The sequence below is a fragment of the Roseovarius sp. JB2-10 genome (assembly GCF_055693585.1).
In genome coordinates this window covers 442007-468855 of sequence record NZ_CM146337.1, presented here as the reverse complement: position 1 = coordinate 468855, position 26849 = coordinate 442007, and the positions used below count along the sequence as shown (strand labels likewise).

Annotated in this window: 29 protein-coding genes; 11 read left to right on the top strand and 18 right to left on the bottom strand. The window is 57.8% G+C overall.

Going from position 1 to position 26849, the window contains the following annotated elements; all coding sequences use genetic code 11:
* Positions 1-16 precede the first annotated feature (16 nt).
* From ACZ1HJ_RS02305 to ACZ1HJ_RS02280, 6 genes are all read right to left on the bottom strand, one after another.
* Positions 17-1060, bottom strand: a complete 1044-nt coding sequence (locus ACZ1HJ_RS02305) for a threonine aldolase family protein (protein ID WP_472720753.1) — start codon at positions 1058-1060, stop codon at positions 17-19.
* A complete protein-coding gene (locus ACZ1HJ_RS02300; protein WP_472720752.1) occupies positions 1061-1531 on the bottom strand; it encodes a YcgN family cysteine cluster protein in 471 nt (156 codons plus the stop codon). It lies immediately after the preceding gene.
* The gene (locus ACZ1HJ_RS02295; RefSeq protein ID WP_472720751.1) at positions 1528-2466 is read right to left on the bottom strand and encodes a bifunctional riboflavin kinase/FAD synthetase; all 939 of its coding nucleotides are present in this window, start codon (positions 2464-2466) and stop codon (positions 1528-1530) included. Before ACZ1HJ_RS02295 ends, ACZ1HJ_RS02300 begins: the two co-directional genes overlap by 4 nt.
* A gap of 48 nt (positions 2467-2514) precedes the next feature.
* A complete protein-coding gene (locus ACZ1HJ_RS02290; RefSeq protein ID WP_472720750.1) occupies positions 2515-2886 on the bottom strand; it encodes a hypothetical protein in 372 nt (123 codons plus the stop codon).
* Between the two features lie 134 nt (positions 2887-3020).
* The gene (locus ACZ1HJ_RS02285) at positions 3021-3464 is read right to left on the bottom strand and encodes a MaoC family dehydratase (protein WP_472720749.1); all 444 of its coding nucleotides are present in this window, start codon (positions 3462-3464) and stop codon (positions 3021-3023) included.
* A 102-nt stretch (positions 3465-3566) separates the two neighbouring features.
* Positions 3567-4439 carry a TIGR01459 family HAD-type hydrolase gene (locus tag ACZ1HJ_RS02280; RefSeq protein WP_472720748.1) on the bottom strand — a complete coding sequence of 291 codons (873 nt, stop codon included), beginning with the start codon at positions 4437-4439 and terminating at the stop codon, positions 3567-3569.
* A 237-nt stretch (positions 4440-4676) separates the two neighbouring features.
* On the opposite strand from ACZ1HJ_RS02280, the gene ACZ1HJ_RS02275 reads away from it, so the two are divergent.
* The 5 genes from ACZ1HJ_RS02275 to ACZ1HJ_RS02255 all read left to right on the top strand — a co-directional run bounded on the left by ACZ1HJ_RS02275 (position 4677) and on the right by ACZ1HJ_RS02255 (position 8098).
* The gene (locus ACZ1HJ_RS02275; RefSeq protein WP_472720747.1) at positions 4677-5717 is read left to right on the top strand and encodes an LLM class flavin-dependent oxidoreductase; all 1041 of its coding nucleotides are present in this window, start codon (positions 4677-4679) and stop codon (positions 5715-5717) included.
* Positions 5714-6205, top strand: a complete 492-nt coding sequence (locus ACZ1HJ_RS02270; protein ID WP_472720746.1) for a flavin reductase family protein — start codon at positions 5714-5716, stop codon at positions 6203-6205. Before ACZ1HJ_RS02275 ends, ACZ1HJ_RS02270 begins: the two co-directional genes overlap by 4 nt.
* A 10-nt stretch (positions 6206-6215) precedes the next feature.
* Complete coding sequence (locus tag ACZ1HJ_RS02265) at positions 6216-6410, top strand: tautomerase family protein (protein ID WP_472720745.1); 195 nt, start codon at positions 6216-6218, stop codon at positions 6408-6410.
* Positions 6411-6419: 9 nt separating this feature from the next.
* The gene (locus tag ACZ1HJ_RS02260; protein ID WP_472720744.1) at positions 6420-7199 is read left to right on the top strand and encodes an alpha/beta fold hydrolase; all 780 of its coding nucleotides are present in this window, start codon (positions 6420-6422) and stop codon (positions 7197-7199) included.
* 71 nt (positions 7200-7270) lie between these two features.
* On the top strand, positions 7271-8098 hold the full coding sequence (locus ACZ1HJ_RS02255) for a phytanoyl-CoA dioxygenase family protein (protein WP_472720743.1): 828 nt from the start codon (positions 7271-7273) through the stop codon (positions 8096-8098).
* 63 nt (positions 8099-8161) lie between these two features.
* Here the strand turns inward: ACZ1HJ_RS02255 and ACZ1HJ_RS02250 are convergent, their stop codons facing one another.
* The 3 genes from ACZ1HJ_RS02250 to ACZ1HJ_RS02240 all read right to left on the bottom strand — a co-directional run bounded on the left by ACZ1HJ_RS02250 (position 8162) and on the right by ACZ1HJ_RS02240 (position 10135).
* Complete coding sequence (locus ACZ1HJ_RS02250) at positions 8162-9082, bottom strand: manganese-dependent inorganic pyrophosphatase (protein ID WP_472720742.1); 921 nt, start codon at positions 9080-9082, stop codon at positions 8162-8164.
* Positions 9083-9204: 122 nt separating this feature from the next.
* Positions 9205-9951, bottom strand: a complete 747-nt coding sequence (locus ACZ1HJ_RS02245) for a DsbA family protein (protein WP_472720741.1) — start codon at positions 9949-9951, stop codon at positions 9205-9207.
* A gap of 4 nt (positions 9952-9955) precedes the next feature.
* Positions 9956-10135 carry a zinc-finger domain-containing protein gene (locus tag ACZ1HJ_RS02240; protein ID WP_472720740.1) on the bottom strand — a complete coding sequence of 60 codons (180 nt, stop codon included), beginning with the start codon at positions 10133-10135 and terminating at the stop codon, positions 9956-9958.
* A 73-nt stretch (positions 10136-10208) separates the two neighbouring features.
* Here ACZ1HJ_RS02240 and ACZ1HJ_RS02235 point away from each other — a divergent pair, with 73 nt between their 5' ends.
* Positions 10209-11138, top strand: a complete 930-nt coding sequence (locus tag ACZ1HJ_RS02235) for an ABC transporter ATP-binding protein (protein WP_472720739.1) — start codon at positions 10209-10211, stop codon at positions 11136-11138.
* Positions 11139-11144: 6 nt separating this feature from the next.
* Here ACZ1HJ_RS02235 and ACZ1HJ_RS02230 read toward each other — a convergent pair whose 3' ends face one another.
* The 6 genes from ACZ1HJ_RS02230 to ACZ1HJ_RS02205 all read right to left on the bottom strand — a co-directional run bounded on the left by ACZ1HJ_RS02230 (position 11145) and on the right by ACZ1HJ_RS02205 (position 16185).
* The gene (locus ACZ1HJ_RS02230) at positions 11145-11615 is read right to left on the bottom strand and encodes a DUF1203 domain-containing protein (RefSeq protein WP_472720738.1); all 471 of its coding nucleotides are present in this window, start codon (positions 11613-11615) and stop codon (positions 11145-11147) included.
* Positions 11616-11693: 78 nt separating this feature from the next.
* On the bottom strand, positions 11694-12485 hold the full coding sequence (locus ACZ1HJ_RS02225) for an ion transporter (RefSeq protein WP_472722138.1): 792 nt from the start codon (positions 12483-12485) through the stop codon (positions 11694-11696).
* 262 nt (positions 12486-12747) lie between these two features.
* The gene (locus ACZ1HJ_RS02220; RefSeq protein ID WP_472720737.1) at positions 12748-14076 is read right to left on the bottom strand and encodes an ABC1 kinase family protein; all 1329 of its coding nucleotides are present in this window, start codon (positions 14074-14076) and stop codon (positions 12748-12750) included.
* Positions 14077-14152: 76 nt separating this feature from the next.
* A complete protein-coding gene (locus ACZ1HJ_RS02215) occupies positions 14153-14902 on the bottom strand; it encodes a hydroxypyruvate isomerase family protein (protein WP_472720736.1) in 750 nt (249 codons plus the stop codon).
* 3 nt (positions 14903-14905) lie between these two features.
* Entirely contained in the window at positions 14906-15592 is a 687-nt protein-coding gene (locus ACZ1HJ_RS02210) for an SDR family NAD(P)-dependent oxidoreductase (protein WP_472720735.1), read from the bottom strand.
* Between the two features lie 5 nt (positions 15593-15597).
* Positions 15598-16185 (bottom strand): DUF1285 domain-containing protein, encoded by a 588-nt coding sequence (locus ACZ1HJ_RS02205; protein WP_472720734.1) that lies wholly within the window; start codon positions 16183-16185, stop codon positions 15598-15600.
* 69 nt (positions 16186-16254) lie between these two features.
* On the opposite strand from ACZ1HJ_RS02205, the gene ACZ1HJ_RS02200 reads away from it, so the two are divergent.
* The 4 genes from ACZ1HJ_RS02200 to ACZ1HJ_RS02185 are packed head-to-tail and all read left to right on the top strand — an operon-like array spanning position 16255 to position 22935.
* Positions 16255-17262, top strand: a complete 1008-nt coding sequence (locus tag ACZ1HJ_RS02200; RefSeq protein ID WP_472720733.1) for an AAA family ATPase — start codon at positions 16255-16257, stop codon at positions 17260-17262.
* Positions 17259-18137: a DUF58 domain-containing protein gene (locus ACZ1HJ_RS02195; protein WP_472720732.1), complete on the top strand. Its 879-nt coding sequence runs from the start codon at positions 17259-17261 to the stop codon at positions 18135-18137. The genes ACZ1HJ_RS02200 and ACZ1HJ_RS02195 overlap by 4 nt, the downstream gene beginning before the upstream one ends.
* On the top strand, positions 18134-20890 hold the full coding sequence (locus ACZ1HJ_RS02190; protein ID WP_472720731.1) for a DUF4159 domain-containing protein: 2757 nt from the start codon (positions 18134-18136) through the stop codon (positions 20888-20890). Before ACZ1HJ_RS02195 ends, ACZ1HJ_RS02190 begins: the two co-directional genes overlap by 4 nt.
* A complete protein-coding gene (locus ACZ1HJ_RS02185) occupies positions 20887-22935 on the top strand; it encodes a hypothetical protein (protein WP_472720730.1) in 2049 nt (682 codons plus the stop codon). Before ACZ1HJ_RS02190 ends, ACZ1HJ_RS02185 begins: the two co-directional genes overlap by 4 nt.
* A gap of 25 nt (positions 22936-22960) precedes the next feature.
* Here ACZ1HJ_RS02185 and ACZ1HJ_RS02180 read toward each other — a convergent pair whose 3' ends face one another.
* The 3 genes from ACZ1HJ_RS02180 to ACZ1HJ_RS02170 form a co-directional block, all read right to left on the bottom strand.
* Positions 22961-24100, bottom strand: a complete 1140-nt coding sequence (locus ACZ1HJ_RS02180; RefSeq protein WP_472720729.1) for an aminotransferase class I/II-fold pyridoxal phosphate-dependent enzyme — start codon at positions 24098-24100, stop codon at positions 22961-22963.
* Positions 24101-24202: 102 nt separating this feature from the next.
* Positions 24203-24562 carry a hypothetical protein gene (locus ACZ1HJ_RS02175; protein WP_472720728.1) on the bottom strand — a complete coding sequence of 120 codons (360 nt, stop codon included), beginning with the start codon at positions 24560-24562 and terminating at the stop codon, positions 24203-24205.
* Positions 24563-24598: 36 nt separating this feature from the next.
* Positions 24599-25318 (bottom strand): DUF599 domain-containing protein, encoded by a 720-nt coding sequence (locus ACZ1HJ_RS02170; RefSeq protein ID WP_472720727.1) that lies wholly within the window; start codon positions 25316-25318, stop codon positions 24599-24601.
* An 83-nt stretch (positions 25319-25401) separates the two neighbouring features.
* Between ACZ1HJ_RS02170 and ACZ1HJ_RS02165 the strand changes: the two genes are divergently transcribed.
* A complete protein-coding gene (locus ACZ1HJ_RS02165; protein ID WP_472720726.1) occupies positions 25402-26841 on the top strand; it encodes an FAD-linked oxidase C-terminal domain-containing protein in 1440 nt (479 codons plus the stop codon).
* Positions 26842-26849: the final 8 nt, after the last annotated feature.

Below are 26849 nucleotides of genomic sequence, written 5' to 3'. Positions count from 1 at the left end.
CCGATGCCCCTCGGTGTTATCCTTTGGCGATATCGAGGAATTGGTCAATCAACGCGTCTGTCATGGACCAATCACACACGAGGCGCATCGAAAGTGCTGCACTCGGGTCGTCGCCTTGGAGCGTGCCATGGAGTTGGTAAGATGCGCCCGCGTCCTGCAGCCGTTGATGGGTGGCACGCGGCAACGTGGCAAAAATCATGTTGGCCTGCGGCTCGTTCAGTAACACCGCATCCGGGATGGCCCGCAAGCCGGCGGCCAGTCGGGCACAGGCGGCATTGGATTTTGCCGCCGTTTTGCGCCACTCCGCTTGAGAGAGATATCCCAACATTTGCGCCGACAGATACCGGTGCTTCGAGAAAAGATGCGCGGCCCGTTTGCGGCGCAACTCGAACTCCCATGCATGTTTCGGGTCAAAGAAAATCACGGCTTCGACGCCCATGCATCCGTTTTTTGTTCCCCCGAAGCTGACCGCGTCAATCCCCGCGCGCCAGGTCATTTCTGCTGGTGTGCAGCCTAGGGCGGCCAGCGCGTTGGCAAAACGGGCACCGTCCATGTGCACCGGCAACCGGTATGTTTTGGTGAGGCTGGTCAGGGCGTTGAGTTCGTCCAGCGAATAGACATGACCCATCTCCGTCACCTGCGTGAGTGAAATTGGGCCGCGCTGCGATACATGGACATCGCCGTAAACCCAATCCTCGATGGCCGCGCCCAACGTGTCTGGCGTCATCTTGTCCGCATCACCAACCAAGGTAAGTTTTGACCCGCCGGTGAAAAACTCCGGGGCATGGCATTCATCGCGCTGAATGTGCGATAGCGGGGTGCAAAAGATCGTCTGCCACGGCTGCGCCAATGTCGAGAGCGCCAAAGCATTGGCAGCGGTCCCCGTCGCCACCAGGTAAACCGCAGCGTCTGGCGCTTCGAACTGATCGCGGATCATGGCGCGGACCCGGTCCATCATGGCATCGTCACCATAGGAGGGTTGGTAGCCCGTGTTGGCATCCGTTACGGCCGCAAGCACTGCCGGATGCGCCGGGCCCGCGTTATCAGAAGCGAAATACATCTAAACCGGTTCCTCGATTATATGATTTTCCCAATCGTCTTCATCAATTTCGAACTCTGGGACGGTTCTGTGTTGCATGGACACCTTTGCGTCGTGAACGGTTTGCGGGCTTCCCGAAATCAGCGGATGCCAGTCAAAGAGTTTCTGCCCGGTCCACAGCAGCTTGTATGCGCAGGTTTCCGGGATCCAATACAGATTCTGGTCCATGTTCTTAGGGCTCAGCACCACGCATTCGGGTACAAACTGATGCCGGATGCCATATTGGGTGCAACGACATGTGCTGTCGTCAAACAGTCGGCAGGCAATACAGGTCAGGGCCACTTCCTCGGTGTCCTCGTCCTCCAGCTTGTTCATGCAACATTTGCCACAGCCGTCACAAAGGGCTTCCCATTCGCGTTGGGTCATCAGGGTTATCGGGACCGTTTCCCAAAACCGGTCGCGCAGGCCGGTGCGATCAATCGGATCCTTCATGGCTGCGCCAATATGTCCCGCGCGCGGACGCAATCTGCATCCATTTGCGCGATGAACGCCTCGAGGCTGTCGAACGTTGCCTCCGGGCGGAGGTATTCGACCAGTGCAACCGACAAATCTGCGCCGTAAAGATCGCCCGAGAAATCAAACAGGAATGTCTCGAGATTGGGCATTTCGCCGTTGAACATCGGGCGCACGCCAAGGCTGGCCGCCCCTTTGTAGGTGCCTTTGTGCGGGCCATCCAAAACGTCTACCATGACCGCGTAGACGCCAAATTTGGGCGGGTGCAATCCTTCAATCGACATGTTGGTGGTGGGATAGCCCAACTCGCGTCCGCGTTGTTCGCCACCCACAACAGGCCCTTCGATCCGGTGCCAGTGTCCCAGCATTGCGGCGGCGTCACGAGGACGGCCATCGCTGAGCGCGGTGCGTATGGCCGTCGAGGAAACCTGACCCAGATCGCCTTCCAAAAGCTCGGCAATCGTGACCCCAAACCCCATTTCAACACCAAAATCCTGGAGTGTTTTGGCGTTGCCTGCGCGCGCTTGGCCAAAACAGAAATCCGCACCAACAACGACGTGTTTCAAGCCCAACCCATCGGTGATCACGTTCTGAGCAAAGTCACGCGGGGTAAGAGCCGAGAGGGCGGCATTGAAATTGATTTCGTAGAGGCGCTTTACGCCCAGTTTTTCCAGCCGGTTCGCGCGGGCTTCGGGACCCATCAGCCGAAAGGGTGGAGCATCGGGTGCAAAATACTGTCGCGGATGCGGTTCGAACGTCAGGATACCCAGAGGTGCGCCCAGTTCCGTTGCCTTGGCGCGGGCCAGATCAATGACCGTGCGATGCCCGATATGTACCCCGTCAAAATTACCGATGGCCACGCTGGCGCCTCGGTCGGACGGGTCAAGGAAATCATAATCACGAATGATGCGCATGGGGCAGGGGTACCGCCCCATGCGAAGCTGTGCAAGCGCGCGATTGCGTTACACGGCGGGGTGGGCCTCAGGCTCGGGTTTATGGGCCGCGATCACAAGGCAAACGGCAGCCCCGTTGAGCCAGTAGAAGGCGGCATCCAGACCGGTGAAAACAAAGACAAACGGCGCAGCGAGAAAGCTCAGGCCAACAATCAGGTCAACGGCCATATGGAATGAATAGGGCAGCACTCGGATCAGGCCAAGTTTGTGATCTGTCAGAACCGTCAGGGCAAAGGCGGCGATGCCAGTGACAACTGACAGCCAGAGTGCCATCGGATTGGTGGCCCCAAGCCCCAACAGAAATGGCAGTCCAATCAATGCCAGCGCAACCGGGTAGTCGAGAAAGGCGTGGATATCTTTGGTAATGAATTTGATCGGCATGGCGACCTCCTTGATGTGTCAAACGATGTGACACACAGGTAGGTTGGGTCGCGTGGACTATTAATGGCTCAGAGTGCAAGAAAACGCGCAGATCGTTCAATCTGCGCGAAATTCGCGGCGGTTCGGCGCGTTTCTTAGTCGAATTTGCCGGAGGGGGCCAACACGGTGGCCTCGCCGATCAGTACCTTCTTGCCGTTTACCATGCAGCGGCAGTCCAGCTGAACACGGCGCTTGCCGTGATCGACGCCAATCACTTCCACTTCCGCTTCGACCATGTCCCCAGGACGAACAGGCGCCAGGAACTTGAGCGTCTGACCCATGTAGACAGTGCCGTGACCAGGAAGCTGCTCGCCGATGACGGCGGAAATCAAACCTGCCGTCAGCATGCCATGGGCGATGCGCCCCTCAAAAATGGTGTCGCGGGCGTAATCGTCATCCATATGCACCGGGTTATGGTCCGTCGAAACCTCGGCAAACATCTCAATATCGCGGTCGGTCACCAGTTTGCGCAGGCTGCGCGTCATGCCCATCTCGATCTCTTCGATGGTAATGGTTCCGCGGGGCATATTGTCCAACATTCGACCCTCCAGTCAGGTTCGGCGCGTAATTTTCGGATAAGGCAGCGCTTGAAGTTGGAACTTTATTACTTTGCAGGTGCAGAAAATCAAGTGTTTTTTTGACTATCGAAGGTGGCCAATCGTGTAGGTCGGCGCGTAATTTTCGCTTTCAAGATAGGACCTTAGGGCTTTTTCGTCTGGCTGGTGCGACGTTTTGGTTTCTATGGCGGCCAGACCTCCAGAAATAAAAAGACTGTCGATATCTTCTCCCATGGCACCTGCGATGTCGGTCAGGATGCCATCGCCGATGGCCAAAATCGCAGACGAATCGATGTCCTTGCCCAGAGCGGTCAGACGACGGCGCGCCAGATCATAGATTGGTGGATGCGGTTTGCCGAAATAAAGGCTCTCGCCGCCCATCTCGGTATAGAGCTTGGCAAGCGCGCCCGCACACCATTCGCGACGATCACCGCGATCCACGATGATATCGGGATTGGCGCACAGTAACTTCATGCCCTTTTGCTTGGCATATAGAAAGTCAGGCCGCATGTCCGCCGGATCAGCCATAGGATCGAATGGCCCGGCACACACAATCCCTTCGGCCTCGTCCAATGGCACGGGGGTGACGTTGACCGGGTCTTCAATGATGTTGATCGGTTCAAAAATTCTGCGATCGCCGTCATGTCCAATGAAATAGACCTTTTCACCCACAACGCCGCGGAACATGGCCGCGCGGGCGCTGTCACCCGAGGTCGCAATCGTATCCCAGCAATCGGTTGGAACGCCGATTTGTGCCAATTGCGTCTCTACACGGTCTCTGGCGCGGGGTGAATTTGTGACAAGCACTACCTTTCCGCCACCGGCACGGTATTGCTGCAAAGCTGTGACTGCGCCCGGGAATGGGGTGACACCATTGTGCACGCATCCCCAGAGATCCACAAAAAGCGCCTCATAGCGGGCGGAAATTTCGGCGAGAGTTTCAACGATCTGTGTCATGCGCCATCTATGGCAGGCAGCGCCCGGATATGCCAGTACCAAGAATTGGTCGCGGAGACATGTCACAGTGGCGGCATTCCCCGAGGCAGACGACGCAGGAGGAGGCCGAGATGCCCTGTGCGCGCACCGCGCGCTCCATTTGGTAACACTACGCAAAATTCGAACGAACAATGTGATTAAATTCGATTTCCTAGACCGCATAACTCTGTCATCTTTGGCACTGTCAGGAGGGCAAAAATGGAATTCAGTCTTCAGCTTTCGGCGGATTACCCGGAAAAATCCTATGGCGGCGACCGGGTCTATGCGGACATGCTGGATCAGGCAATGCTGGGGGATCGGCTGGGTTTCGATGCGGTGTCGATCACCGAACATCACTTGATGAATTGCCTGATGATGCCCGCGCCGCTGCAATTTGCGGTCAAGATCGCGGCGCATACCAAACGGATCAAGATCATGACCTCGATTGTCGTGCTGCCCTTGCATGACATGCGCACCTACGCCGGTGAGGTCGTAGTGGCCGATATCTTTACCGAAGGGCGGTTGATGCTTGGGGTCGGGCGCGGGGCGTTTGCCTATGAAATGGAGCGTCTCGGCGTCCCGATGGACGAAACACAGGGACGGTTCAATGAATCGCTCGATGTTTTACAGGCGTTGCTGACCCGCGAAGAGGTCAGTTGGGAGGGCAAGTATTATCAGTTTGAACCGCTGACGATCATGCCCCGCCCGGTGCGGCCGATTTCCATGATGATGGCGGTTATGAACCCCGAAGGCATTTATCACTGCACGAAACGCGGCTTTCACATCCAGACGACGCCACTCTCAGGCAATCATCAATTGCTGCTCGACCAAGTGGGCGGGTTCAACCGGGCCAAGGATGAAATGGGCGAGGCGGGTGCGCCGCTGACACTAACGCTCAGCCGCGTGGCGCATGTGGCGCGCAACGCGGGTGAACGTCAGCGCAAGGTCGAGGCCGCCTACAGGTATTACAGCCGGTTCGATAACGTCTTTACCGGCCCGGGCATCGTGGATAACGGTATGGTGCGCGAGCTGCCACGCGAGCAGAGCGTCGAAGACCTCGGAGAAAGCCTTTTGATTTGCAAGCCACAAGAGATGATCGACAAGCTGGGCCCCTATGCCGAGCTGGGCATTGACCGGGTCATTCTGAACATGAATTTCGGGCTCGACGCCGCTGAGACGCTGGATGCCATCCAGTGTTTTGCCGAGGAGGTCATGCCGCATTTCACGGGTCGCACGCCAGTGCAGGAGGCCGCCCAATGAAGGCTGCACGTCAGGCATTTATCACGGCCATGCGCAAGGTCGCGTCGACCGTGACAGTGGTGACAACCGATGGACCTGCCGGACAGTCGGGTGCCACGGTAAGTGCGTTTTCGTCGCTCAGTGCAGATCCGCCTTCGGTTCTTGTCTGCCTCAAGGCCGACAGCCGGATCGCGATGGCGGTCAAGGATAACGGCGTCTTTTGTGTCAACATCCTGAGCGAGGATGCCGTTGAGTTGGCCAATACCTTCGCCGGGGCCTTTGACGAGGCGCGGCCAAACCGGTTTGAAGGGCTGGACATTACTGCGACGGCGGAAGGTCCGATCCTGCCACGCGCCACGGCCTTTGCTTGTTCGCTCACCCGGACGGTCATTCATGGCAGCCACGCCATTTGCATCGGCGATGTTACCGGCATTTCGGATGCCGGAGAGCAACCGCTTACCTATATGAGCGGCGCTTTCCATGTGGTGCGCCCAAAATCTGACGATTAGGGGAAGTTTCATGCCAATCATTCGTGTTGAATTGTTCAAAGGCCGCAGTATCGAGCAAAAGCGCGCGATTGTCCGCGATCTGACCGATGCGTTTGTTGGCGCGGCGGGCGGTAACCCTGCCGGTGTTCAGGTTATCATCACAGATGTCGAGAAATCCGACTGGGGCACAGGTGGCGAGCTGAATTCGGATCGTTTTCCGGATTGAGGGCGGCACATGAGCGATGTGATTGACTGCGAATACAGCGTTGAAGGTGACGGCCCGCCGCTTTTCTTGATCCATGGCATCGGTGCTGCACGCAACACCTGGGCCAAAGCCCTGCCAGTCCTGACGCCGCATTTTACCGTTATCACTTATGATCTGCGCGGCCACGGTGCGTCTCCGATGCCGATGGGTGAATTCGGGCTTGATGCCTTGGTGGATGATCTGGAACGCGTGCGGGAACGAACCGGGTTTGGTGCGGCCCATTTTGCGGGGCATTCCCTGGGGGGCATGATTGGCCCGGCCTATGCACGCAAACACCCGGCGCGGGTGAAGTCGCTAGGGCTTTTGTCCACTGCCGCTTTCCGGACCGAGGATGACAGCGCCAAAGTGTGGGGCGTGGTGCGTGCCATGGAGGAGAAGGGCATTCCGCAGGTCCTTGGCACGCTGACGGATCGGTGGTTTACCGATGACTTCATCGCCCGGCATGGCGATGTCGTGGAACGGCGTCTGCAGCAGGTAATTGATACGAACGCAGACATATTCCTCAACGTGTTCCGCATTTACGCCGGTACCGAGATGGCACCCTGGCTGCATGAGGTAACCGCGCCGTCACTGATCCTGACCGGCGAGAACGACGGGGGCTGCAATCCACGCCTCAACCGATTGATCGATGACGCCCTGCCGAATTCAGAACTGGTCATCCTGCCGGAGCTGAAACACTCGCTGTTGCTCGAGGCGGGCGATCAGGTGGCCCGCCATTTGGTGCGCTTCATGTCCGCCCTGCCGGAATGACGCTTTTGGAATAGACTGCGGGCCGAGCCCAATGGCTTAATCCTCACCAAGACCACCAGAGGGGGCCGGAAATGGGTAAAAAACTGACAGAGGCGCAGATCGAGGCCTATCACAGGGACGGCTTTGTCTCGCCTGTCGATATCTTCACCGAAGAAGAAGCCGCCGAACTGCGCGCCGCGTTGGAAGAGGCCGAGGCGAAATGGCCCGAAGCCTTTCAGGGGGCTGCGCGCAACAATGCCCATCTCAACCTGATGTGTCTGGATGAGATTGTGCACAATACTGCGTTGGTGGATGCCGCCGAAGATCTGGTGGGGCCGAATATTCTGAACTACGGCACGGTGCTTTTTATCAAGGAGCCGCATGACCCCGGTTTTGTCAGCTGGCATCAGGACGCGCGGTACATGGGGTTGGAGCCGCATGAAGGCGTGACAGCTTGGGTCGCCCTGTCGGAGAGCAATGACCAGAGCGGATGCATGCAGATGATCCCCGGTTCGCACCGCGAGCTGCACGAGCATGATGATACCTTTGGCGAGGAAAATATCCTGACCCGCGGACAGGAGGTGCAGGGCGTGGATGAAAGCAAGGCCGTGTCGCTGACCCTGCGCCCCGGTCAGGCGTCATTTCACAGCGCGCGGGTAATCCACAGCTCACAACCCAACCAAAGCGATGACCGCCGGATTGGGTTCGTGATCCAGCCTTACATGCCAGATTATACGAAACAGGTCATCGTACCGACCTACGCCCAATTGATCCGTGGCGAGGATAATCACGGCAATTTCATGCGTGCCGGACGACCCTCCGGTAACATGATGCCCGATGATCTGGCGCTGCGGGACAAGGTCAATGAAACCTGGTCTGAAATCCTCTACCACGGAGCGGAAAAGCGCCGCGATTTCTGACGTCGCCGCCACAAAAAAGGCCCGTCACCAGCGGTGCGGGCCTTTACTCGTGCTTTGGCCGGATCAGACCGCCAAATTTGGAATGATCTGTTTTTTGCGGCTCATGATGCCGGGCAGAACAACCGTGTCGCCGGATACCGATGCGCCGAATGACTTTTCGGCCACAGATTTCACCAGATCATTGGGCACCAGAAGGGTGGCTTCCTCGTTGAGGATATCCACCACGAAGAGCAGCACCTGATCCACGCCGTCCTCTGAGGCCACGCCGGTCATGCTGGCCATCAGGCTGTCCTTGCGGTCCAGCACGGTGGCCGGTGCTGTGGTTTCCAGAACGCTGACGCGGAATTTCGTGTCGCCGACGCCGTATTCCTTGCTGTCCATGCGCAGAAGTTCCGCATCGGAAAACGCGCTGACGTCAGATTTGGCAGCAAACATGTCAGCGGCATAATCAGCAATGTTGATGCCCAGATCTGCCGCGAGTTTTTCGGCCACGGCGCGGTCATGATCGGTGGTTGTCGGGCTGCGGAATTCCAGCGTGTCGCTGAGAATACAGGTCAGCGCGGCGCCTTTGGCCCAATCTGGCATCTTGGCGGCATCGTCGCCCATCAGATCAACCATGATGGTTGCGGTGCAGGCCAGCGGGCGCACGGTGATGTCGATTGGCCCCTTGGTTTCCAGCCCGCCGACCAGTTTGTGGTGGTCGATGATGGCCTGTACGTCGGCGTTGTTGATGTTTTCAGGCAGCTCGGCAGGGTTGTTGGTGTCAACGATCACGCAAGCCTGATCGGCCTCCACATCTGCGATGATCCGTGGTTTGGGCAGATCCCAGTGGGACAGCATGAACGTGGCTTCTGTGTTGGGCTCACCCAGCAATACGGCCTCGGCGTCGCCGCCCTTCACTTCGTTCAGGTACCAGGCCCAGAGAATGGGGGAGCCAGTGGAATCGGTATCGGGTGACTTGTGGCCAAAAACAAGCGTGGTCATGAGCAGAATCCTGTGCAAATCCGGAGTTTTCGCGCCTTATAGGCGGCTTCGCTGGGCTTGTCACCTATCGTTGCTGCGATGCGGCATTCTTGTTGCTGGACTGGCCCGAATGTATTGCTGCGTCAGCGGCAGACCGTCGATTGGGGCAACTCCCGTTCCTCCGCGATCAAGCGCTGGACCATGCGTTCGTCGATGCCCCCCAAAACGGCGGTTCGGCCGATCACCAAAGCCGGCGTTCCGATAAATCCAAATCGTCTGGCAAGCGCGGCGGTGACCTCCAACTGATGCACCGTCTCATCCGAGGACATGTCCCGCAGCAATCGGCCAGCATCGATACCGGCTTCTTGTGACAATTCGCGCAGAAAAGGTGGCGTTGGAACAACCGGCGTTCCCATCAGGCGGTCATGAAAGATTTGGTATGCGCCTTGAGCCCGCGCGGCCACCGCTGCCTGCGCTCCTAGTGTTGAGGCTTGTCCCAGCAAGGGAAGGTCATGCCACGTGACATGCACGCCGCCCGCGGCCTCTAGCCGCGCCAGCATCGGACTGACCTCACGGCAATAGACACAGCGGTAATCTGTGAAATAGGCGATGTTCACGATATTGGTCCGTGGCGGTCCGGCAAAGAGCGTATCGCAGAGCCGAGCATTGCTGATTTGCACCTGCGAACGTGTACCGCCAATACCAACCATCATGGCGGCCCCGCCAGAGATGGGGCCCCCAGTGATACGGCGAAATCCGGGTACGCCGGCCACGGGTTCGAACTCCAGCCCAGGTTCTGTCAAACGCCGCAGGAGGCCCGTGCCGCCATACGCCGCACCCACAAGTGCCGCAAACCCGGCAAGACGGATCAAGCCGCGCCGCGTTGCCATGGTCTTAGACTTTGCCCTCGAAGTCCGTATGGATCATCTTGCAGTCGCAATAGGGGCATTCAACCCATCCCGTATCAGTCGGGATTTGCAGCCAGACACGCGGATGGCCCAATGCACCTTCGCCACCATCACAGCTGACGCGGTAGGTGTGGACGATCCTGATTTCGGGGGCCTCGGTGGTCATCGGGGCGTTTCCTTTTGGCTGCGATTGAATTAGGTCCAACTATGAGCGATCCGTACTGCAGGGGCAAGGGAGCATGGGCACAAGTGCCATCGAAATTCGCGGTCTGACGAAAACCTATGGCGGCCGTAAAGGCAGCCCTGAAAAGCATGCGCTCAAGGCAATTGATCTGGATATTCCGCGTGGGTCTGTTTTCGGGCTGCTTGGGCCAAACGGGGCCGGTAAATCCACGTTGATCAACATTCTTGCCGGGCTGGTGCTCAAATCATCCGGACGGGTGAAAATCTGGGGCTTTGATCAGGATGTGAACCCGCGTCAATCGCGCGCCTCTATTGGTGTGATGCCGCAGGAATTGAACCTTGATCCGTTCTTTTCGCCCCGTGACGCGCTGGAGGTACAGGCCGGACTTTACGGCGTGCCCAAATCGCAACGCCGCAGTGATGAGATTTTGGCGTTGGTCGGTTTGGCCGATAAGGCCAACGCCTATGCCCGCACTTTGAGCGGCGGGATGCGACGCAGGCTTCTGCTGGGCAAGGCACTGGTGCATATGCCGCATATCCTTGTGCTGGACGAACCCACGGCGGGCGTCGATATCGAATTGCGACAGATGCTGTGGGACAATATCCGGCGGTTGAACAAACAGGGCATGACCATCATCCTGACCACGCATTATCTGGAAGAAGCAGAAGAGATGTGCGACGAGATCGCCATTCTCAACCACGGGGCGTTGGTCGTGCGCGACAGTACCGCCAATTTGCTGGGCCAGATGGATACGCGCACTCTGATTATCCGGCCGGATGGCCCTGTGAGCGCACTGCCCGAAGGTGCAGGCCTCGAGGTCAATTCTCGCCCTGATGGCAGTTTGTCGATCGCGTATAGCGCATCGCAGATGCCTGCTGATGCGGTCTTTGATGCGATCCGGCAGGCCGGTATTCGCATTCAGGACGTGAAGACCGAGCAGGCGGATCTGGAAGATGTATTCCTGAATCTGACCCGCTCGTCCTGACGCCCGCTACGCGCGGTCGATCCGGGCCTGATAGCAGTTGTTGCGCGAAGAACGGACGTGCAAATAGGCCACGTTCGGGTCTTCGAACAAATGTGCTGCCCGGTCAGATAATTTCTGCGCGTCGATCACCTTGCCGGTACCATAGATGATCCGATTATCCGCACTATAGGCTTTGACCAGGTAATCGGCGCTTGCCTTGAGCGTCGCGGGAACGTTGTGCTGGCTGCCATATCCCGTGCACTGGTCTGCGCAAATAAAGATCGGACCGGTTTCGGCATAGGCATCCAACGCCTCAAACGGCCGATACGCAACGAGGAGCATCTCGGCACCAGGTTCGATGATGGTCAGACAGTGGCGGCATTGAAACCCGCCGTCTGTGGCAATCTGACGTTCGGGGGGATTGCCATAGGCATCGGGCGCGCCGTTTTGATACGCCCGGGCCGTTTCCGTGGGCATGGCGGTGAATTTGATTGTCATTGGATCACTCCGGCTGTTCGGTAAAAGTGATCCATTGATTTCAAAAACCACGGTGTTGGGCGACCCGAATGATGCGCTTTATGACCCGTCGCGCTCTTTGCGCTGCGCTATGATCAATGCCTCGAGGTCCGACAGACGGGTCAAAACCTCGTCGCGATAGGTGTCGGTCTTCTCATTGTCTTCTTCCGAATGCGCGTCTTGCATCGAATTTACGATCAGACCCACCAAAAGGTTTACCACCGCAAAGGTCGTGATCATGATGAAGGGGACAAAAAACATCCATGCATGCGGGTAGATTTCCATGACAGGCCGAACAATACCCATCGACCAGGATTCCAGCGTCATGATTTGAAACAGTGAGTAGCCCGAGCGTCCTAGCGTGCCAAACCATTCTGGAAAGCTTGCCCCGAACAGTTTTGTCGCCATGACGGCACCGATGTAAAAAATCAGCCCCATCAGCAGAAATACTGATCCCATCCCGGGCAACGCATTGACCAGCCCCTCGACCACGCGGCGCAATGACGGCGCCACGGAGACCACCCGGAGCAATCGCAAAATCCGCAGGGCCCGCAGAACACTGAGGCCCTGAGCCGCGGGAACCAGCGATATGCCAACGATGACAAAGTCGAAAATATTCCAACCCCGTTTGAAAAACTGCCCGCCGCGGGCGAAGAGTTTGAGGCCGATTTCGATCACGAAGATTGCAAGGCAGATTTGGTCAAGCAGTAAGATCAATGGCCCTGCGGTTGCCATCGCAGTGGATGAGGTTTCCAGACCGAGGATTACGGCGTTGAAAAGGATCACGCCGAGAATGAAATTTTGCACAAGCGTGCGGTCAACAAATTGGCCGGCGCGTTGGCGTAATGTCATGCGGGAGGGGGAAAATTCATTGGTCATGCCAGCGGATATGGGGAAATGACACCGCTGTGGCAAGATTGCTGTGCCCGCGCGCGCCAAATACTGCCGTAAAAGCCGATAAAATGAGCACAGATATTGGCGAAGCTAGTGAATAAGTTAGTCAGGGTTCTGAGGTGATATGGAGCGAGCTTTGCAGTTGCAAAGACAATTCGAGATGGATTTGAAAGGGTTCAATGCTGTCTTGCAAAAGGTGGTCTTGGATATTTGACGCCGGTCACAACGCCAGGTGTCTTTCCAGCAAAGCACGCACCGGGACGCGGGCTTTCAGACGTGCCGCCAGCAGGAAAATGCCGCCGAATTTCCGTTGAAGGTAAAGCGCATCCATCGATGGTGTGGGCGGGATCATCCCTTCTTGCGCCAATGCTGTGCCTTCAGTTTGCAGCTTTTTCGACAAATCCGTTTGACTGAAATCATACGTGTCTTCCTGGTCCAACGCGTCGAAAACCAAACGCATCATCGACAGGACGCGCATACGGTGGTTTTGCGACATCTGCATATCTACAAACCCAATGTCCAATGCGGCATCCAGCAGCGTTTCTTGATCGCGCATCAGCCCTGCACGCATCAGGGTGCGGTATTGAAGGGTTGTTTTCTCACACATGCGGCGTGCGGCACCAAAGTCCAGCAAGACGATACGGCCGGTCTCCGGATTGTAGCGATAATTGGCAAAGTTCGGATCGGTCTGCATTAGCTCGAATTCGAACAGCTCGCGCAACATCAGATCAATCAGCAGCGTGGCCACACGGTCCCGTTGGTCCTGCGGGCCGTCGCAGAGATCTTCGATTGCGACGCCTGTAACAAAGGACATTGCAAGAATGTCATCCGTGCTCCATTCCGAATTCAAAATCGGCACAACAAAATCCGTCGATCCCTCCAATAGTTTGCCATACTCGCTCAGGTACCGCCCCTCACGGGCGTAATCCGTCTCTTCGTGCAATTGCCGTCGCGCTTCTGTCAGGTAGGGCGCGATGTCGAGCCCCTTTGGTATAAGGCCCGACATCCGCAGAAGGCCCCCCACATTCGACACATCACTGTCTATGCTTTTGGCCACGCCGGGATACTGGATTTTGATCGCCAGATCAGATCCGTCATGCAGCTCCGCGCGGTGCACCTGTCCGATCGATGCGGCGGCAATGGGCCGGACATTGAATTTCTTGAACCTGGAGAGCCAGCCGTCTGGCCAGTTTGCAGTCAACACCTTCTTTAACTGGGCCGGGGGCATGAAATGCGCGTCGTCGCGCAACCGTGCCAGAATATCAGTCAATTCACGCGGCAGCATGTCGCCTGTGTCCATCGACATCAATTGGCCCATTTTCATGGCGGCGCCGCGCATATGGGCCAATTCTTCGGTGATACGCCGGATGTTGGCAGGCATCAAAAGAAGATCGCGCATGGCGGGTTTTTGACCCTGTCCCAACTGGCGCAGGCCGTTTGCGGCCATGCCACCGGCCACACCGGACGCCATTACGCCCAACCGCGTCATGCGTGCAAGCCGTCCGGCTGGAACCTGAAGGGGACGCCCTGTGGGGCCGTTATCTGTCATTGATCTGCCTGCATATCTAAGGTGATCACCTATCGCGCCAGATGATGATTTCAACCATTCCGCCATGTGGCTTTGGCTATTTGATCCAGTCCAGCCCGTCCTGTGTCAGGCCGCGCGGTGTGTATTCACCGCTGACATATCCGGCATATCCCTCAGCATCCAGCTGGGCAAAAAAGGATGGGTAATCAATGGTTTCCCGGGCAGGTTCGTGTCGGCCATTTGGTTCTGCTACCTGAATATGCACAGTTGCGTCGCGGCAGATCCCCCATGTTTTTGGCATGTCGCCTGTGATTTTGTGTGCGTGATAGGCATCAAATTGCAGACCTAAATTGGGCGCGTCGATCCGGGTCAGGATGTCCAGCGCCTGATCGAAATCATTAAGGAAATAGCCGGGCATGTCCTCGGTGTTAATGGGTTCAATGGTCAGTTGTTGCTTTGGGGCCTGTGCCGCGGCCCATTTCAGATTGGTGAGGAAGGTTTTTTCTGCCTCGGAGCCGTCGGCAACACCGGCCATGATATGGATGATTTTGGCGTTTAGTGCTGTTGCATAGCGCAGGGCGCGTTTGAAATCGTGCTGAAATCGCGCCTCACCACCGGGGATGGCTGCAAAGCCTCTGTCGCCACCGGTCCAGTTAGGTGGTGGCGTATTCAGCAGGACCATCTGCAAACGATTATGCTTCAGCGCGTTGGCGATCTCGTGGCCCGGCTCATCATAAGGAAAGAGCACCTCGACCGCGTTGAAGCCTGCTTCCTTGGCCGCCGCAAACCGCTCGATAAACGGAAGCTCTTTGAAAAGCATCGACAGGTTGGCGCAAAACTTGGGCATGGATCAGTAAGTTTCCACCCAAGGCCGTAAGGTCAGTTCGTCGCTCCATGCGGATCGATCCTGCTCAATCAGAGCCAGATAGGCGCGCGCAATGGCATCCGGGCACAGCATGCTGTCGGGTTGATCCGCGGGTTCGGTCCGCCCCGGGTTCCGGATTGCACCGTCGATATTCACCCATGCCACATGGATGCCTTTGGGATGCAACTCCCGCGCCATGGCTTGCGCAAGCCCGCGTTGGGCGAATTTTCCCATGGCAAATGGCGCAGAATTGGCAAATCCCTTCACCCCGGCAGACGCGCCGGTAAAGAGGATTGTTCCACGCACATCGCCCTTGTTTTCAAGCATTTCGCGGGCGGCGGCTTGCCCGGTCAGAAAGGCCCCAAAAGCTGTCACTTCGACCGCATCATGCACCGCCTGTGGGTCGAGATCAGCGATAGCGCCTCGGACCCGCGCCGACGGATTGTAAATCGTAACACGCGGGGCGCGCCCCTTAAAAAGCCGTGCCACGGCGGCAGGATCAGCGGCGTCCATGGCAACGGTTTCGGCATTGGTCCGGGCGGCAAGATCTTGGATTTTGGCAACATTGCGTGCGGCCAGAACCAACTCATACCCGCCATCCGCCAACACCTGCGCCAAAGATGCAGAGACCCCGTCCCCCACGCCAACGATGATCGCCAAAGGTTTTGCCATAGCTTTCAGGCCTCCAACACTTCATCCGACGGGATGACCTGGAAAAACGTACCGCCAGACCAAAGCCCGAACCAACCGTCATGATGGCATCCGATATCAACCAGCCGGTAGAAACTTTTGCGATCAATCAAAGCTTCGAGATTGGCGCGCACCAACACATAGGGCGCCGGTTCTCCCGTATTGGGGTCGCGTTCGACCCGTATCGGATTTTTCGCGTTGGCACGGGCGACATCGCCGACATTCGTTTCAAATACAATTTGCTGTGCTGCACCTTGTCCGGATACGTCGAAATCGATGGCTACAAAAGGCGCGTCATCAACGGTGACTCCGACCTTCTCGACGGGTGTCACGAGGAAGTATTTCTCGCCGTCACGACGCAGGATGGTCGAAAAGAGGCGCACCAACCCAGGTCGGGTAATCGGTGTGCCTTGATAAAACCACGTCCCGTCTCGGGCAATGCGCATGTCCAGATCGCCGCAAAAAGGCGGGTTCCAAGTATGCACAGGCGGCAATCCCTTGTCAGCATCATGGATCGCGCGCGCCGAGGCGGCGATCCCTTCTGCTGACGGTGTTGTGAGGTTTTCTTTGCTCATTGCTTTTGCCATTTCTGCCCATAGCTATACACTCTAAGTTGACAATATAGGTGCAACAGGAGTTTTGCCATGAGTGATGACGCCGATCTGCTGGCAGGTATCGAAGCGCTGGAAGAAAAACTGGCCAAAGCGCGGGCGTCGATCACACGGCGATTTATTGGTCAGGAACAAGTGGTTGATCTGTCGCTTACGGCGCTTTTGTGCGGCGGTCACGGGCTGCTGATCGGACTGCCTGGCCTGGGTAAAACCCGACTTGTGGAAACCTTGAGCGTTGTGATGGGTCTCAATGGCAATCGAATTCAGTTCACGCCCGACCTGATGCCCGCTGATATTCTGGGCTCAGAGGTGCTTGAAACCGGCAGTGATGGCAGCCGGGCCTTTAAATTCATCCCCGGACCAATTTTTTGCCAACTCCTGATGGCGGATGAGATCAACCGGGCCAGTCCGCGCACGCAATCCGCTCTGCTGCAGGCGATGCAAGAGCGGCAGGTCACCGTTGCAGGGCAGGATCGCCCGCTTGATCCGCCTTTCCACGTGCTGGCCACGCAAAACCCGATTGAGCAGGAGGGCACATATCCGCTCCCTGAGGCGCAGTTGGACCGGTTCCTGGTGCAGATAGACGTGCCCCATCCCGATCGGGATACGGAACGCGACATCCTGATCGCGACAACAGGGGCTACCGAAGAAGAAGCGCATCAGGTCTTTACCGCAGATGAGCTGATTGATGCACAGAACCTTTTGCGCCGGATGCCGGTTGGTGAGCAGGTGATGGAGGTCATTCTTGATTTGGTCCGTGCGTTCCGGCCCGAGGACAGCACGGCCAGTGAATCGGTTCGCAACTCCGTTGCTTGGGGGCCGGGCCCCCGGGCAGCACAGGCGCTTATGCTTACGGTGCGCGCACGTGCCATGCTGCAGGGTCGTTTGGTGCCCGATGTGGATGACGTTGCTGCAATGGCGCAACCGGTTCTCAGCCACCGCATGGCATTGAATTTTGCCGCCCGTGCGCGTGGCGATACGCTTGGCGATTTGATCAACACAACAGTGTCCGCGCTGACCCGGAGCGAGGCTGCGGCGTGACAGAACACGCTCCCCTTCGTAGTCGGGCAGAAGCCGAGGCCGCGCGCCTGCCGGCTCTGTTGGCACGGGCGGAGCATCTGGCAGGCACGGTTCTGCTGGGCGAACACGGGCGTCGGCGCTCAGGTCTGGGCGATGACTTTTGGCAATACCGTCCGGTGCAGCCCGGTGATGCGCGGCGCACAATAGACTGGCGGCGCTCCGCCCGCAGCGACATGCAATTTGTTCGTCAGCGGGAATGGCAGATTGCGCAAAGCGTGATGCTTTGGGTCGACAATGCAGCATCCATGCGCTTTTCCTCGGATGATAAGCTGCCGCACAAGTCTGACCGGGCGCGGGTTTTGGCGCTGGCGGTGTCCATTCTCTTGTTAAGGGCCGGCGAACGGGTGGGGATGACTGGCGGCACCCTGCCGCCCCGCCGCGGAGAAACGCAGATCAGGCGGCTGACCGAGGCACTGGAACAGGATGGCTCGGATGACTATGCCGCACCGAACACGGACGGGTTGATGGCGCATGGTCGCGCGCTCTTTCTGTCGGATTTCATGGGCGATATCGAACCCATTCGCGCCGCGGTAACAGAGGCCACGGACCGGGGCATTCAGGGCATCATCCTGCAGGTTCTGGACCCGGCCGAGGAAGCATTTCCTTATCGCGGCCGAACAATTTTCGAGAGCGTTGGCGGCACGGTGGCGCATGAAACACTCAAGGCCAATGAATTGCGGGACCGGTATTTGGAACGGCTGGCGGCCCGCAAAGATGAACTATCCGTGCTGGCATTGGCGACGGGTTGGCAATACCAGTGCCATCACACGTCCGACAGTGCGCAATCAGCGCTGCTGTGGCTTTATCGCGCCTTTGAACGGGGGCATCTGCGATGATCCTGGGCCCCATCGGATTTACTGTGCCCTGGTTGCTTGTTGCCCTTGCTGCCTTGCCAATCCTTTGGTTGATCCTGCGGGCTGTTCCGCCAGCACCTGTGCGCCGGATGTTCCCGGGCGTCGTCTTGCTTTTAGGGCTTAGAGATGATGACAGCGTCACAGATCGCACGCCGTGGTGGCTTTTGCTGTTGCGCATGTTGGCGGTGGCTGCTGTGATCATCGGTTTGGCCGGCCCTGTTCTGAACCCCGAAGACCGCGCCGCGCAAGATGACACGGGGCCGCTGCTCATTGCGCTGGATGGCAGTTGGGCCAGCGCGCGCGACTGGCCTGCGCAAAAAGAATTGCTGGATGGCATGCTGGCGGAAGCGGGGCGAAAATCCCGTCCCGTTGCGGTAATGCAGTTAAGCGATCCGGAAGCCCCGGTTTTCCAATCTGCGGAGGCGTGGCGCAGCCGTTTGTCTGGTCTTGAGCCGTTGCCCTGGACCATCACCGATGAGGGCGCCCAAACCGTCATTTCCCAGCTTGGCGATGAGGGGTTTGAAACCCGTTGGTTCTCCGATGGGTTGGCGCATGAAAGCCACACGGCTTTGCTTGAGGCGTTTGAGGCGCGAGGGCCTGTCAGTATTTATCAAAGCCCGCGTCCGGTGTTGGCCTTGCAGCCCGCGCAGATGAGCGAAGGAATTGTGCAATTATCCGCGCGGCGCGTTGCCGCTCTGGGGGCTCGGGATATCATTGTAGAGGCGCATGGCCGTGACCCATCGGGTGTGCCGCGTGTTCTGGCAAGCCTGCCGATGCAGTTCGCTGCAGGTGACACGACGGCCACGGGTGAGCTGTCTTTACCGGCGGAACTGCGCGCACGTCTGACGCATTTTGAGATCGCCGGGCAGGACCATGCGGGTGCCATTAGCCTTACGGATGATAGTCTGAAGCGGCGCGAAGTCGCCCTGATTGCCGGGCGTGAAGATCGCGAGGGGCTCGAGCTTTTGTCGCCGTTGCATTATCTGGCGCAGGCGCTGCAGCCCACGGCCGACATTCTGGATGGTTCGTTGATGGATATCCTGCCCGCAAATCCGGATGTCATCGCGCTCGCCGATGTGGCCACGCTGTCGGATGCGGAACAGACCGCCTTGCTGGACTGGACCTCCAAAGGCGGAATGCTCTTGCGCTTCGCCGGGCCGCGGCTTGCGGCCAGTGATGTGTCCCGTGATACCGAAGCGCCGTTGATGCCGGTTCGCCTGCGCGTGGGTGGCCGCATGGTGGGCGGGGCAATGAGTTGGGGTGAACCCAAGGCATTGGCGCCGTTTTCTGAAAACAGCCCATTTAACGGTCTAAGCATTCCGCCCGATGTTACAGTCAGCGCGCAGGTGATGGCACAGCCGGACCCCACATTGGCCGACCGAGTCATAGCGCAGCTCACGGATGGTACACCCTTGGTCACCCGCAAGCGGATCGAGGATGGTCAGGTCGTACTATTCCACGTAACGGCCAATGCAGAATGGTCTTCGCTGCCGTTGTCCGGCTTGTTCGTGCAGATGCTCGAACGGCTTGCCGTGTCCTCTGCGCTCACCACACCCGATGCCAAGGATCTGGAAGGAACGATCTGGACACCTGTGCAGGTGCTGGATGGGTTTGGTAAACTGGTTGACGCGGGCACGTTGCCGGGTGTGCCTGGGGATCGTCTGGTGACAGATCGTTTGGGCCCTGATCTGCGTCCGGGCCTTTACGAAGGTCCTGATCGGCGATTGGCGCGTAACGTTGTTACCGAAGACACAGAATTGACCGCCGCAACCTGGCCCCAACGGGTGCCTGTGTCGGGTCTCGTGCGTCCGGTAGAGGCGCCATTGGGAGGGTGGCTTCTGGCGCTGGCCCTCTTGTTGCTGACCGCAGATATCCTTGCGTCGCTGATGTTGTCCGGCAGATTGCTCCCGGCCCGCGCAGCACTAGTTTTGCTTGGTGCGCTGATGATCACACCTGATGTCGGTCAGGCGCAATCCACCGAAGATCGCGCACTTGAGGCCACGTCTGAGGTCGTTCTTGCGCATATCATCACCGGCGATGCCGCCTTGGACAATGCGGCCCGCGCGGGTCTCTTCGGGCTGGGTCAAACGCTGTTTTTCCGGACTTCGGTCGAACCTGCGACGCCGATTGGGATTGATCTTGAGACGGATGAACTTGGCTTCTACCCGATGCTCTACTGGCCGGTCACACCGGATCAGCCGACGCCGTCTGCCGATGCCTATGCCAAGCTGAACACCTATCTTCGTACCGGCGGCATGATCCTTTTTGACACGCGCGACGCCAATGTGGCGGGGTTCGGCGCGTCGTCACCGAATGGCGCAAAACTGAAGCAGCTGGCGGCACCACTGGACATTCCGCCGCTGGAACAACTGCCGGAAGACCATGTTCTGACACGCACCTTCTACCTTTTGCAGGATTTTCCGGGTCGCCACATGGGGCGGTCGGTTTGGGTTGAGGCCGCACCTCCTGATGCCGAAAAAATCGAAGGCATGCCGTTTCGCAATCTCAACGACGGCGTGACGCCGGTGGTGATTGGCGGCAATGACTGGGCGGCGGCCTGGGCCATGGATGAACGGTTCAATCCGCTCTTTCCCGTTGGGCGTGGCTTTGCAGGTGAACGCCAACGCGAATTGGCCTACCGCTTTGGCGTGAACCTGGTGATGCACGTGCTGACCGGTAACTATAAATCCGATCAGGTACATGTGCCCGCGCTTCTGCAAAGGTTGGGCCAATGACCTCAACCCTCGTTTTTGATCCGCTTCTGCCGTTGGGCGTGATTGCAATCCTTGCGGTGATGGTCATGGCAGGCATTGCGCTCGCGGTATGGCGTGGCTTGTCCGGATGGGCCTTGAGGGCACTTGCCGGACTGGTTGTGCTGGCGGCTCTGGCGGGTCCGGTTTACCAGCAGGAAGACCGTGAACCGCTCAGCGATATCGTACTGTTGGTCGAAGATGAAAGTGCCAGCCAAAAACTGGGCGATCGCGCAGAACGCACCAAGGAAGCAGCAGATGCGCTTGCGGCCCGCCTGGATGCGCGGGACAACACCGAAGTACGCCGTGTCACTGTTCCCGATGCTGAGGACAACGCCGGTACACAACTGATGTCTACCCTGTCCGAAGCCATGGCAGAAGAACCGCGCGGGCGGATTGCCGGGGCAATTCTGCTGTCGGATGGCCGCCTGCATGATTTGGATCGCACACCGGATATGCCCGCCCCGCTGCATTTGCTGCACACCGGCCGAGATGCCGATTGGGACCGCCGTCTGACCATCAAAAACGCGCCGGCCTTTGCCATTTTGGGCGAAGAAGTCACGATGACATTGACCATCGAAGATGTGGGCGCTGCGCCGGGCGACAGCACGTCAGTGCCAATTGATATCTCAGTTGATGGCGAAGAACCTCAGCGTTTCAACGTGGCCCTCGGGGAAGAGATCACACTTCCCGTCACGCTGCCCCACGGGGGCCGCAACGTATTGCAGTTTACCACACCAGCCGTCCCCGGAGAGCTGACAGACCGGAACAATACCGCTCTGATCCAGATAAACGGCGTGCGCGACCGTTTGCGTGTGCTCCTCGTGTCGGGTGAGCCGCATCCCGGCGGGCGCACGTGGCGCAACCTGCTGAAATCGGACAGTTCGGTTGATTTGGTCCATTTCACCATTCTGCGACCGCCGGAAAAGCAGGACGGTGTGCCGGTGCGGGAATTGTCGTTGATTGCCTTTCCAACGCGGGAGCTTTTTCTGGAAAAGATCGATGATTTCGACCTGATCATTTTTGACCGCTACAAACGGCGTGGCATTTTGCCATCGATCTACCTTGATAACGTGCGCAACTATGTCGAGGCGGGCGGTGCCATGTTGATTGCCGCCGGTCCTGATTTCGCCAGTGCGGACAGTATCTACCGGACGCCGATCGAAACCATTGTGCCTGCCCGACCAACGGCGCGCGTGCTGGAGCAGCGGTTCCGCCCCGAAGTGACGGAGCTTGGGTTGCGCCATCCGGTGACTGCAGGTCTGCAGCCGGTCGAAGGGGATGAATGGGGCAGTTGGTTGCGCCAGATTGAACTGGAAGCGGAAACTGGGCAGGTGGTGATGTCCGGCGCAGATGAACGGCCATTGCTGGTACTGGACCGTGTGGGCGAAGGGCGCGTGGCGCTTTTGGCATCGGATCACGCGTGGCTCTGGCATCGGGGATATGAGGGTGGTGGTCCACAGCTGGAACTGCTGCGGCGTCTGGCGCACTGGATGATGAAAGAACCGGAGCTTGAGGAAGAGGCGCTATGGGCCGAGGCCACGGGTCAAACCATGCGCATCACCCGCCGATCGCTGGAAGAAGATGTGAGTGACGTCACCATTGAGACCCCGGGTGGCGAAGTTGTCGAGGTGCCATTGGAAGAAGTCTCGCCGGGTCAGTTTGAAGCGATTTATGATGGTCCTGAAATTGGACTTTACCGGTTGAGCAATGGTGACCAGTCTGCGGTCATCGGTCTGGGTCCTGCGGCCCCTGTTGAGTTTGAGGAAACCATTGCCAGTACCGACGCGCTGATGCCGATGATCGAACCCACAGGCGGGGGCGCGCAGGCTCTGAGCGACGGTATCCCGCGCATTCGCGCTGTGCGGGCAGGGCGCCCGGCGGCGGGGCGTGACTGGATCGGGATCACACCGCGCGGGGCCTATGAAACACGCTCGGTCACACAATTGCCCTTGATGCCGGCCTGGCTGGTCTTGCTGCTGGCCTCGGGGTTCATCATTGCAGGTTGGCTGCGCGAAGGGCGACGCTGAGCCGGGCTGTTGGCGCCATCGCTTTCTACGTCGCTTTGTTTTTCATCAAATGTGCGTCCAACGCTGCAAGGCCTTCATCCAGACCTGTACGACCCAAGCCAATGCGGAACCGGTCTTGCGGTGTCGGGCCCAGTTCTGAGGTATAGATCGTGCTGGGCAGAACCAGAACACCGCTTTCTTCCACTAACGCCGCGGCAAAGGCTTCAACACCTTCAGGACCCTTGTAGCGCGGAAACGCCATGCAGGATCCGTCCGGCCTCTTCCAGTCGAAGAGCTCGCTATGGCGGGCGAAAAAAGCCTCCCATTTCGGTAGGTTCTCATCGACAATGGCGCAATTGCGCGCCAACAGCGTGGCGCGATGTGTCAGAGCGATCTTGGTTAGGCGCTCGCTCGGTCCCGAATTGCAGATCGACAGGTAGTGTTTCATCCGCTCCATGCGTGACAGGATTGTCGGGTCCTGACAGGCGATCCAGCCGATGCGCAGGCCGGGCAAGCCATAGGACTTGGACATCACGCCCAAGGAAAGGCCACGCTCATATACATCTGCAATGTACGGCAGATGTTTGGTGCCGGTGGGACCCAGGCCGTTGAATATCTCATCATGCAGAATGTAGATGCCGTGATGTCTGCACAGATTGATCAATGCGGTATAACGCTCCAGCGGCAAAATCGTACCGGTCGGGTTATGGGGAAAATTGATGGTGACCAGACGCGTGTTTGGCCTGATCGCATCAGCCACGCGGTCGATGTCCAAAGACCAGTTGTCATCGGGATCAAGCGGCACGCCGGTTGCGTCGCAGATCGCCAGGGGCAGTGTTTCGTGTGACTGGTAATTGGGCGTGACAACAATGGCATGGCTGTCTTGGTCCAGAATGACATTGTTGGCAGCAAAAATCCCCTCGCTTGCGCCTGCAAAACACAATATATCCGCGGCCGATTGCGATACATATGTGCCTGCAATTGCATCGCGTAGATCGGGTGCGCCGAATGTTTCCGTGTAACCCAACCACATGTCGTCGAATTCAGCCCGCTCCTCGGGTGTTGCCAAGGCGAGCAAGTCGCGCAGCGACACGCTTTGCGCATCCGAGGCTGTCAGGTGATACCGCGCTTTGAATTCCCACTTGGAGAAATGTGTTTCCAGACGAAAATCAGGCAGGGTCGGCATGGTCGGAGCTCGCAATTGGGACGTCGTGCAAGACGCATATCCCAATGATGCGGCAATGCGAAGCGATGCGTGTTGTTCGGAGCTGTTTTGGAGGATGTTGGATCAGGGTTTGAGTTCAACCCGGACCGGCTCACCAGCCCATCCATCTGCTGTACAACTGGCGCGCACGAATACTTCGCGGGTGCCATCCGGAAAGACAACGCCGTTTAGTGAGCGGGTAAAAGGTTGCTCATTCACATGCGGGTGCAGCAACTTGCGATAGGCCAGGCGATTGCCATCCTTATCCAGCACTTCCCAGCCATCCGCATAGTGGTCCCACCCCGTATCCGGATGTTCCAATGTGACATCGACACGCCAAACCATTCCGGTTTTGGTGATGTTGACGTCTTTCACCACGGCAACATCGGCCCAGAGGGGCGTGGCCAGAAGTGATGTGATCAGTGTAACTGCAAATCTGTTCATGAGCGTCACCTTACCGTGGCACGTTAATAACTCGAATCACGTCTGTGTGTCAGCGTCGTTATGCTCGGGCTGCAGCAAAATTTCCTTGGACCGCGACGCGAATTCCCGGCGAAACAGAACAAGGCAGGTCATGGCCGACGCAAATATCAAAGCGGGCCCGCCCAGAAGCCAGGCGCTTGCCGCGAGCGCAAAATAGATCGACCGCAATCCGCGATTGAAGCTGCGGGCCCCGGAAATGTTGATTTCTGCGGCCTTATTGGCCCGGATCAGGGCACGTGGATCATTTCCATCATTTGGCACGGATCCCATCAGCACGGCGCAATACCCAAAGAGCCGGTTGGCCCACACAAATTTGAACAAGGCATTGGCCAGAAAACCAAGCATGACCAACACTTTAAGTTCCCATACAATTGTTGGGTCTTCGGCGAGTGTCAGATCCTCAGCAATGCCCATCAGGCGTTCCGTATTACCCAGAAGAGCGAGGCAACCACCGATGGCAATCATCGTGGCGGACGCGAAGAACGACGTCCCTTGGCGGATCATGGCAAGGATTTGCGCATCGAAAACGCGCGGCTCGCGGTCGATCATGTGTTCCATCCACGCGCGCCGGTAGCCCATCATCAGAATGCTGACGGACTTCATGTTTTTAAACTCGTTTTCAATCATATAGCCAATAAACAACCATCCGCTGACAAGCATTGCCAACGCGACATAGTCGAGTGTGGTAAAGTGAGCGAGACCGTCGAATATATCCATATTGGAGCCATAGCGCGTTGAGGTTTGACTTGCCATAGCGCAAAATTGGTTATAAAATATTACCAATTGAAAGGATTGCAAAAATGGAAATGCCAACGCCGAACCCGCTGATCCTCGTGCGCAAGGACGAGTTGATCGAGCGTTTGAAGGCGGTTTTGCCGGAAGATGCGATCATTTCGGAGGAAAGCGAAACGCGGGTGTATGAGTGCGACGCGCTGACCGCGTATAAGTGCCCGCCGCTTCTGGCGATTTTGCCATCCTCGACCCAAGAAGTTTCGGATGCGCTCCGGATTTGCCATGACATGGGTGTTCCGGTTGTCCCGCGCGGTTCGGGCACGTCTTTGGCCGGGGGCGCGTTGCCAACGGCGGACAGTGTCATACTGGGTGTGGCGCGGCTCAACGATGTGTTGGAAACCGACTATGATAACCGCTTCATTCGCGTGCAGACCGGTCGGACGAACCTGAGCGTAACGGGCGCCGTTGAGGCCGAAGGTTTTTTCTACGCGCCTGACCCGTCGAGCCAATTGGCGTGCGCCATTGCCGGCAATATCGCGATGAACTCCGGGGGCGCGCATTGCCTGAAATACGGTGTGACGACGAACAACCTAATGGGCGTCACGATGGTTCTGATGGATGGCACAATCACCGAAATTGGTGGTGCGTTTCTGGATGCGGAAGGCCTCGACCTTTTGGGGCTTATCTGCGGCTCTGAGGGGCAGTTGGGCGTCGTGACAGAGGCAACGTTGCGTATCTTGCGCAAACCCGAAGGCGCGCGCCCTGTATTGATCGGGTTTGATAGCAACGAAGTGGCTGGGGCCTGTGTCAGTGACATCATCAAGGCGGGTGTGTTGCCAGTTGCGATCGAATTCATGGACAGGCCATGCATTCGGGCAACTGAAGCGTTTGCGGGTGCGGGCTACCCGGATTGCGAAGCGCTGCTGATTGTCGAGGTTGAAGGCAGTGATGCCGAGATCGATGAGCAGTTGGAAACGATTGTCCGCATTGCACAATCCCATGATCCGGTCGAGCTGCGCGAAAGCAAATCCGCCGATGAAAGCGCCAAAATATGGCTGGGTCGAAAATCCGCTTTCGGTGCGATGGGGCAGATCAATGATTACATGTGCCTTGATGGCACGATCCCTGTCAGCCAATTGCCCTATGTGCTCAAACGCATTGGCGAAATGAGCCGTGAATACGGGCTTGATGTCGGGAACGTTTTTCATGCCGGGGATGGAAATATGCACCCGCTGATCCTTTTTGATGCCAACAAGCCCGGTGATCTGGAACTTTGCGAAGCGTTTGGCGCGGATATCCTGCGCCTATGCGTCGAAGTAGGGGGATGCCTGACCGGCGAACATGGCGTGGGCATCGAAAAGCGCGATCTGATGAGTGATCAGTACGCACCAAACGATCTCGAAATTCAGATGGCTGTTAAAGATGTGTTTGATCCGAAATGGTTGTTGAACCCGGCCAAGGTATTCCCGTTGGATGCCTCAGATACCCGCCGCGATAAAGTTGCGTGAGGAATTTG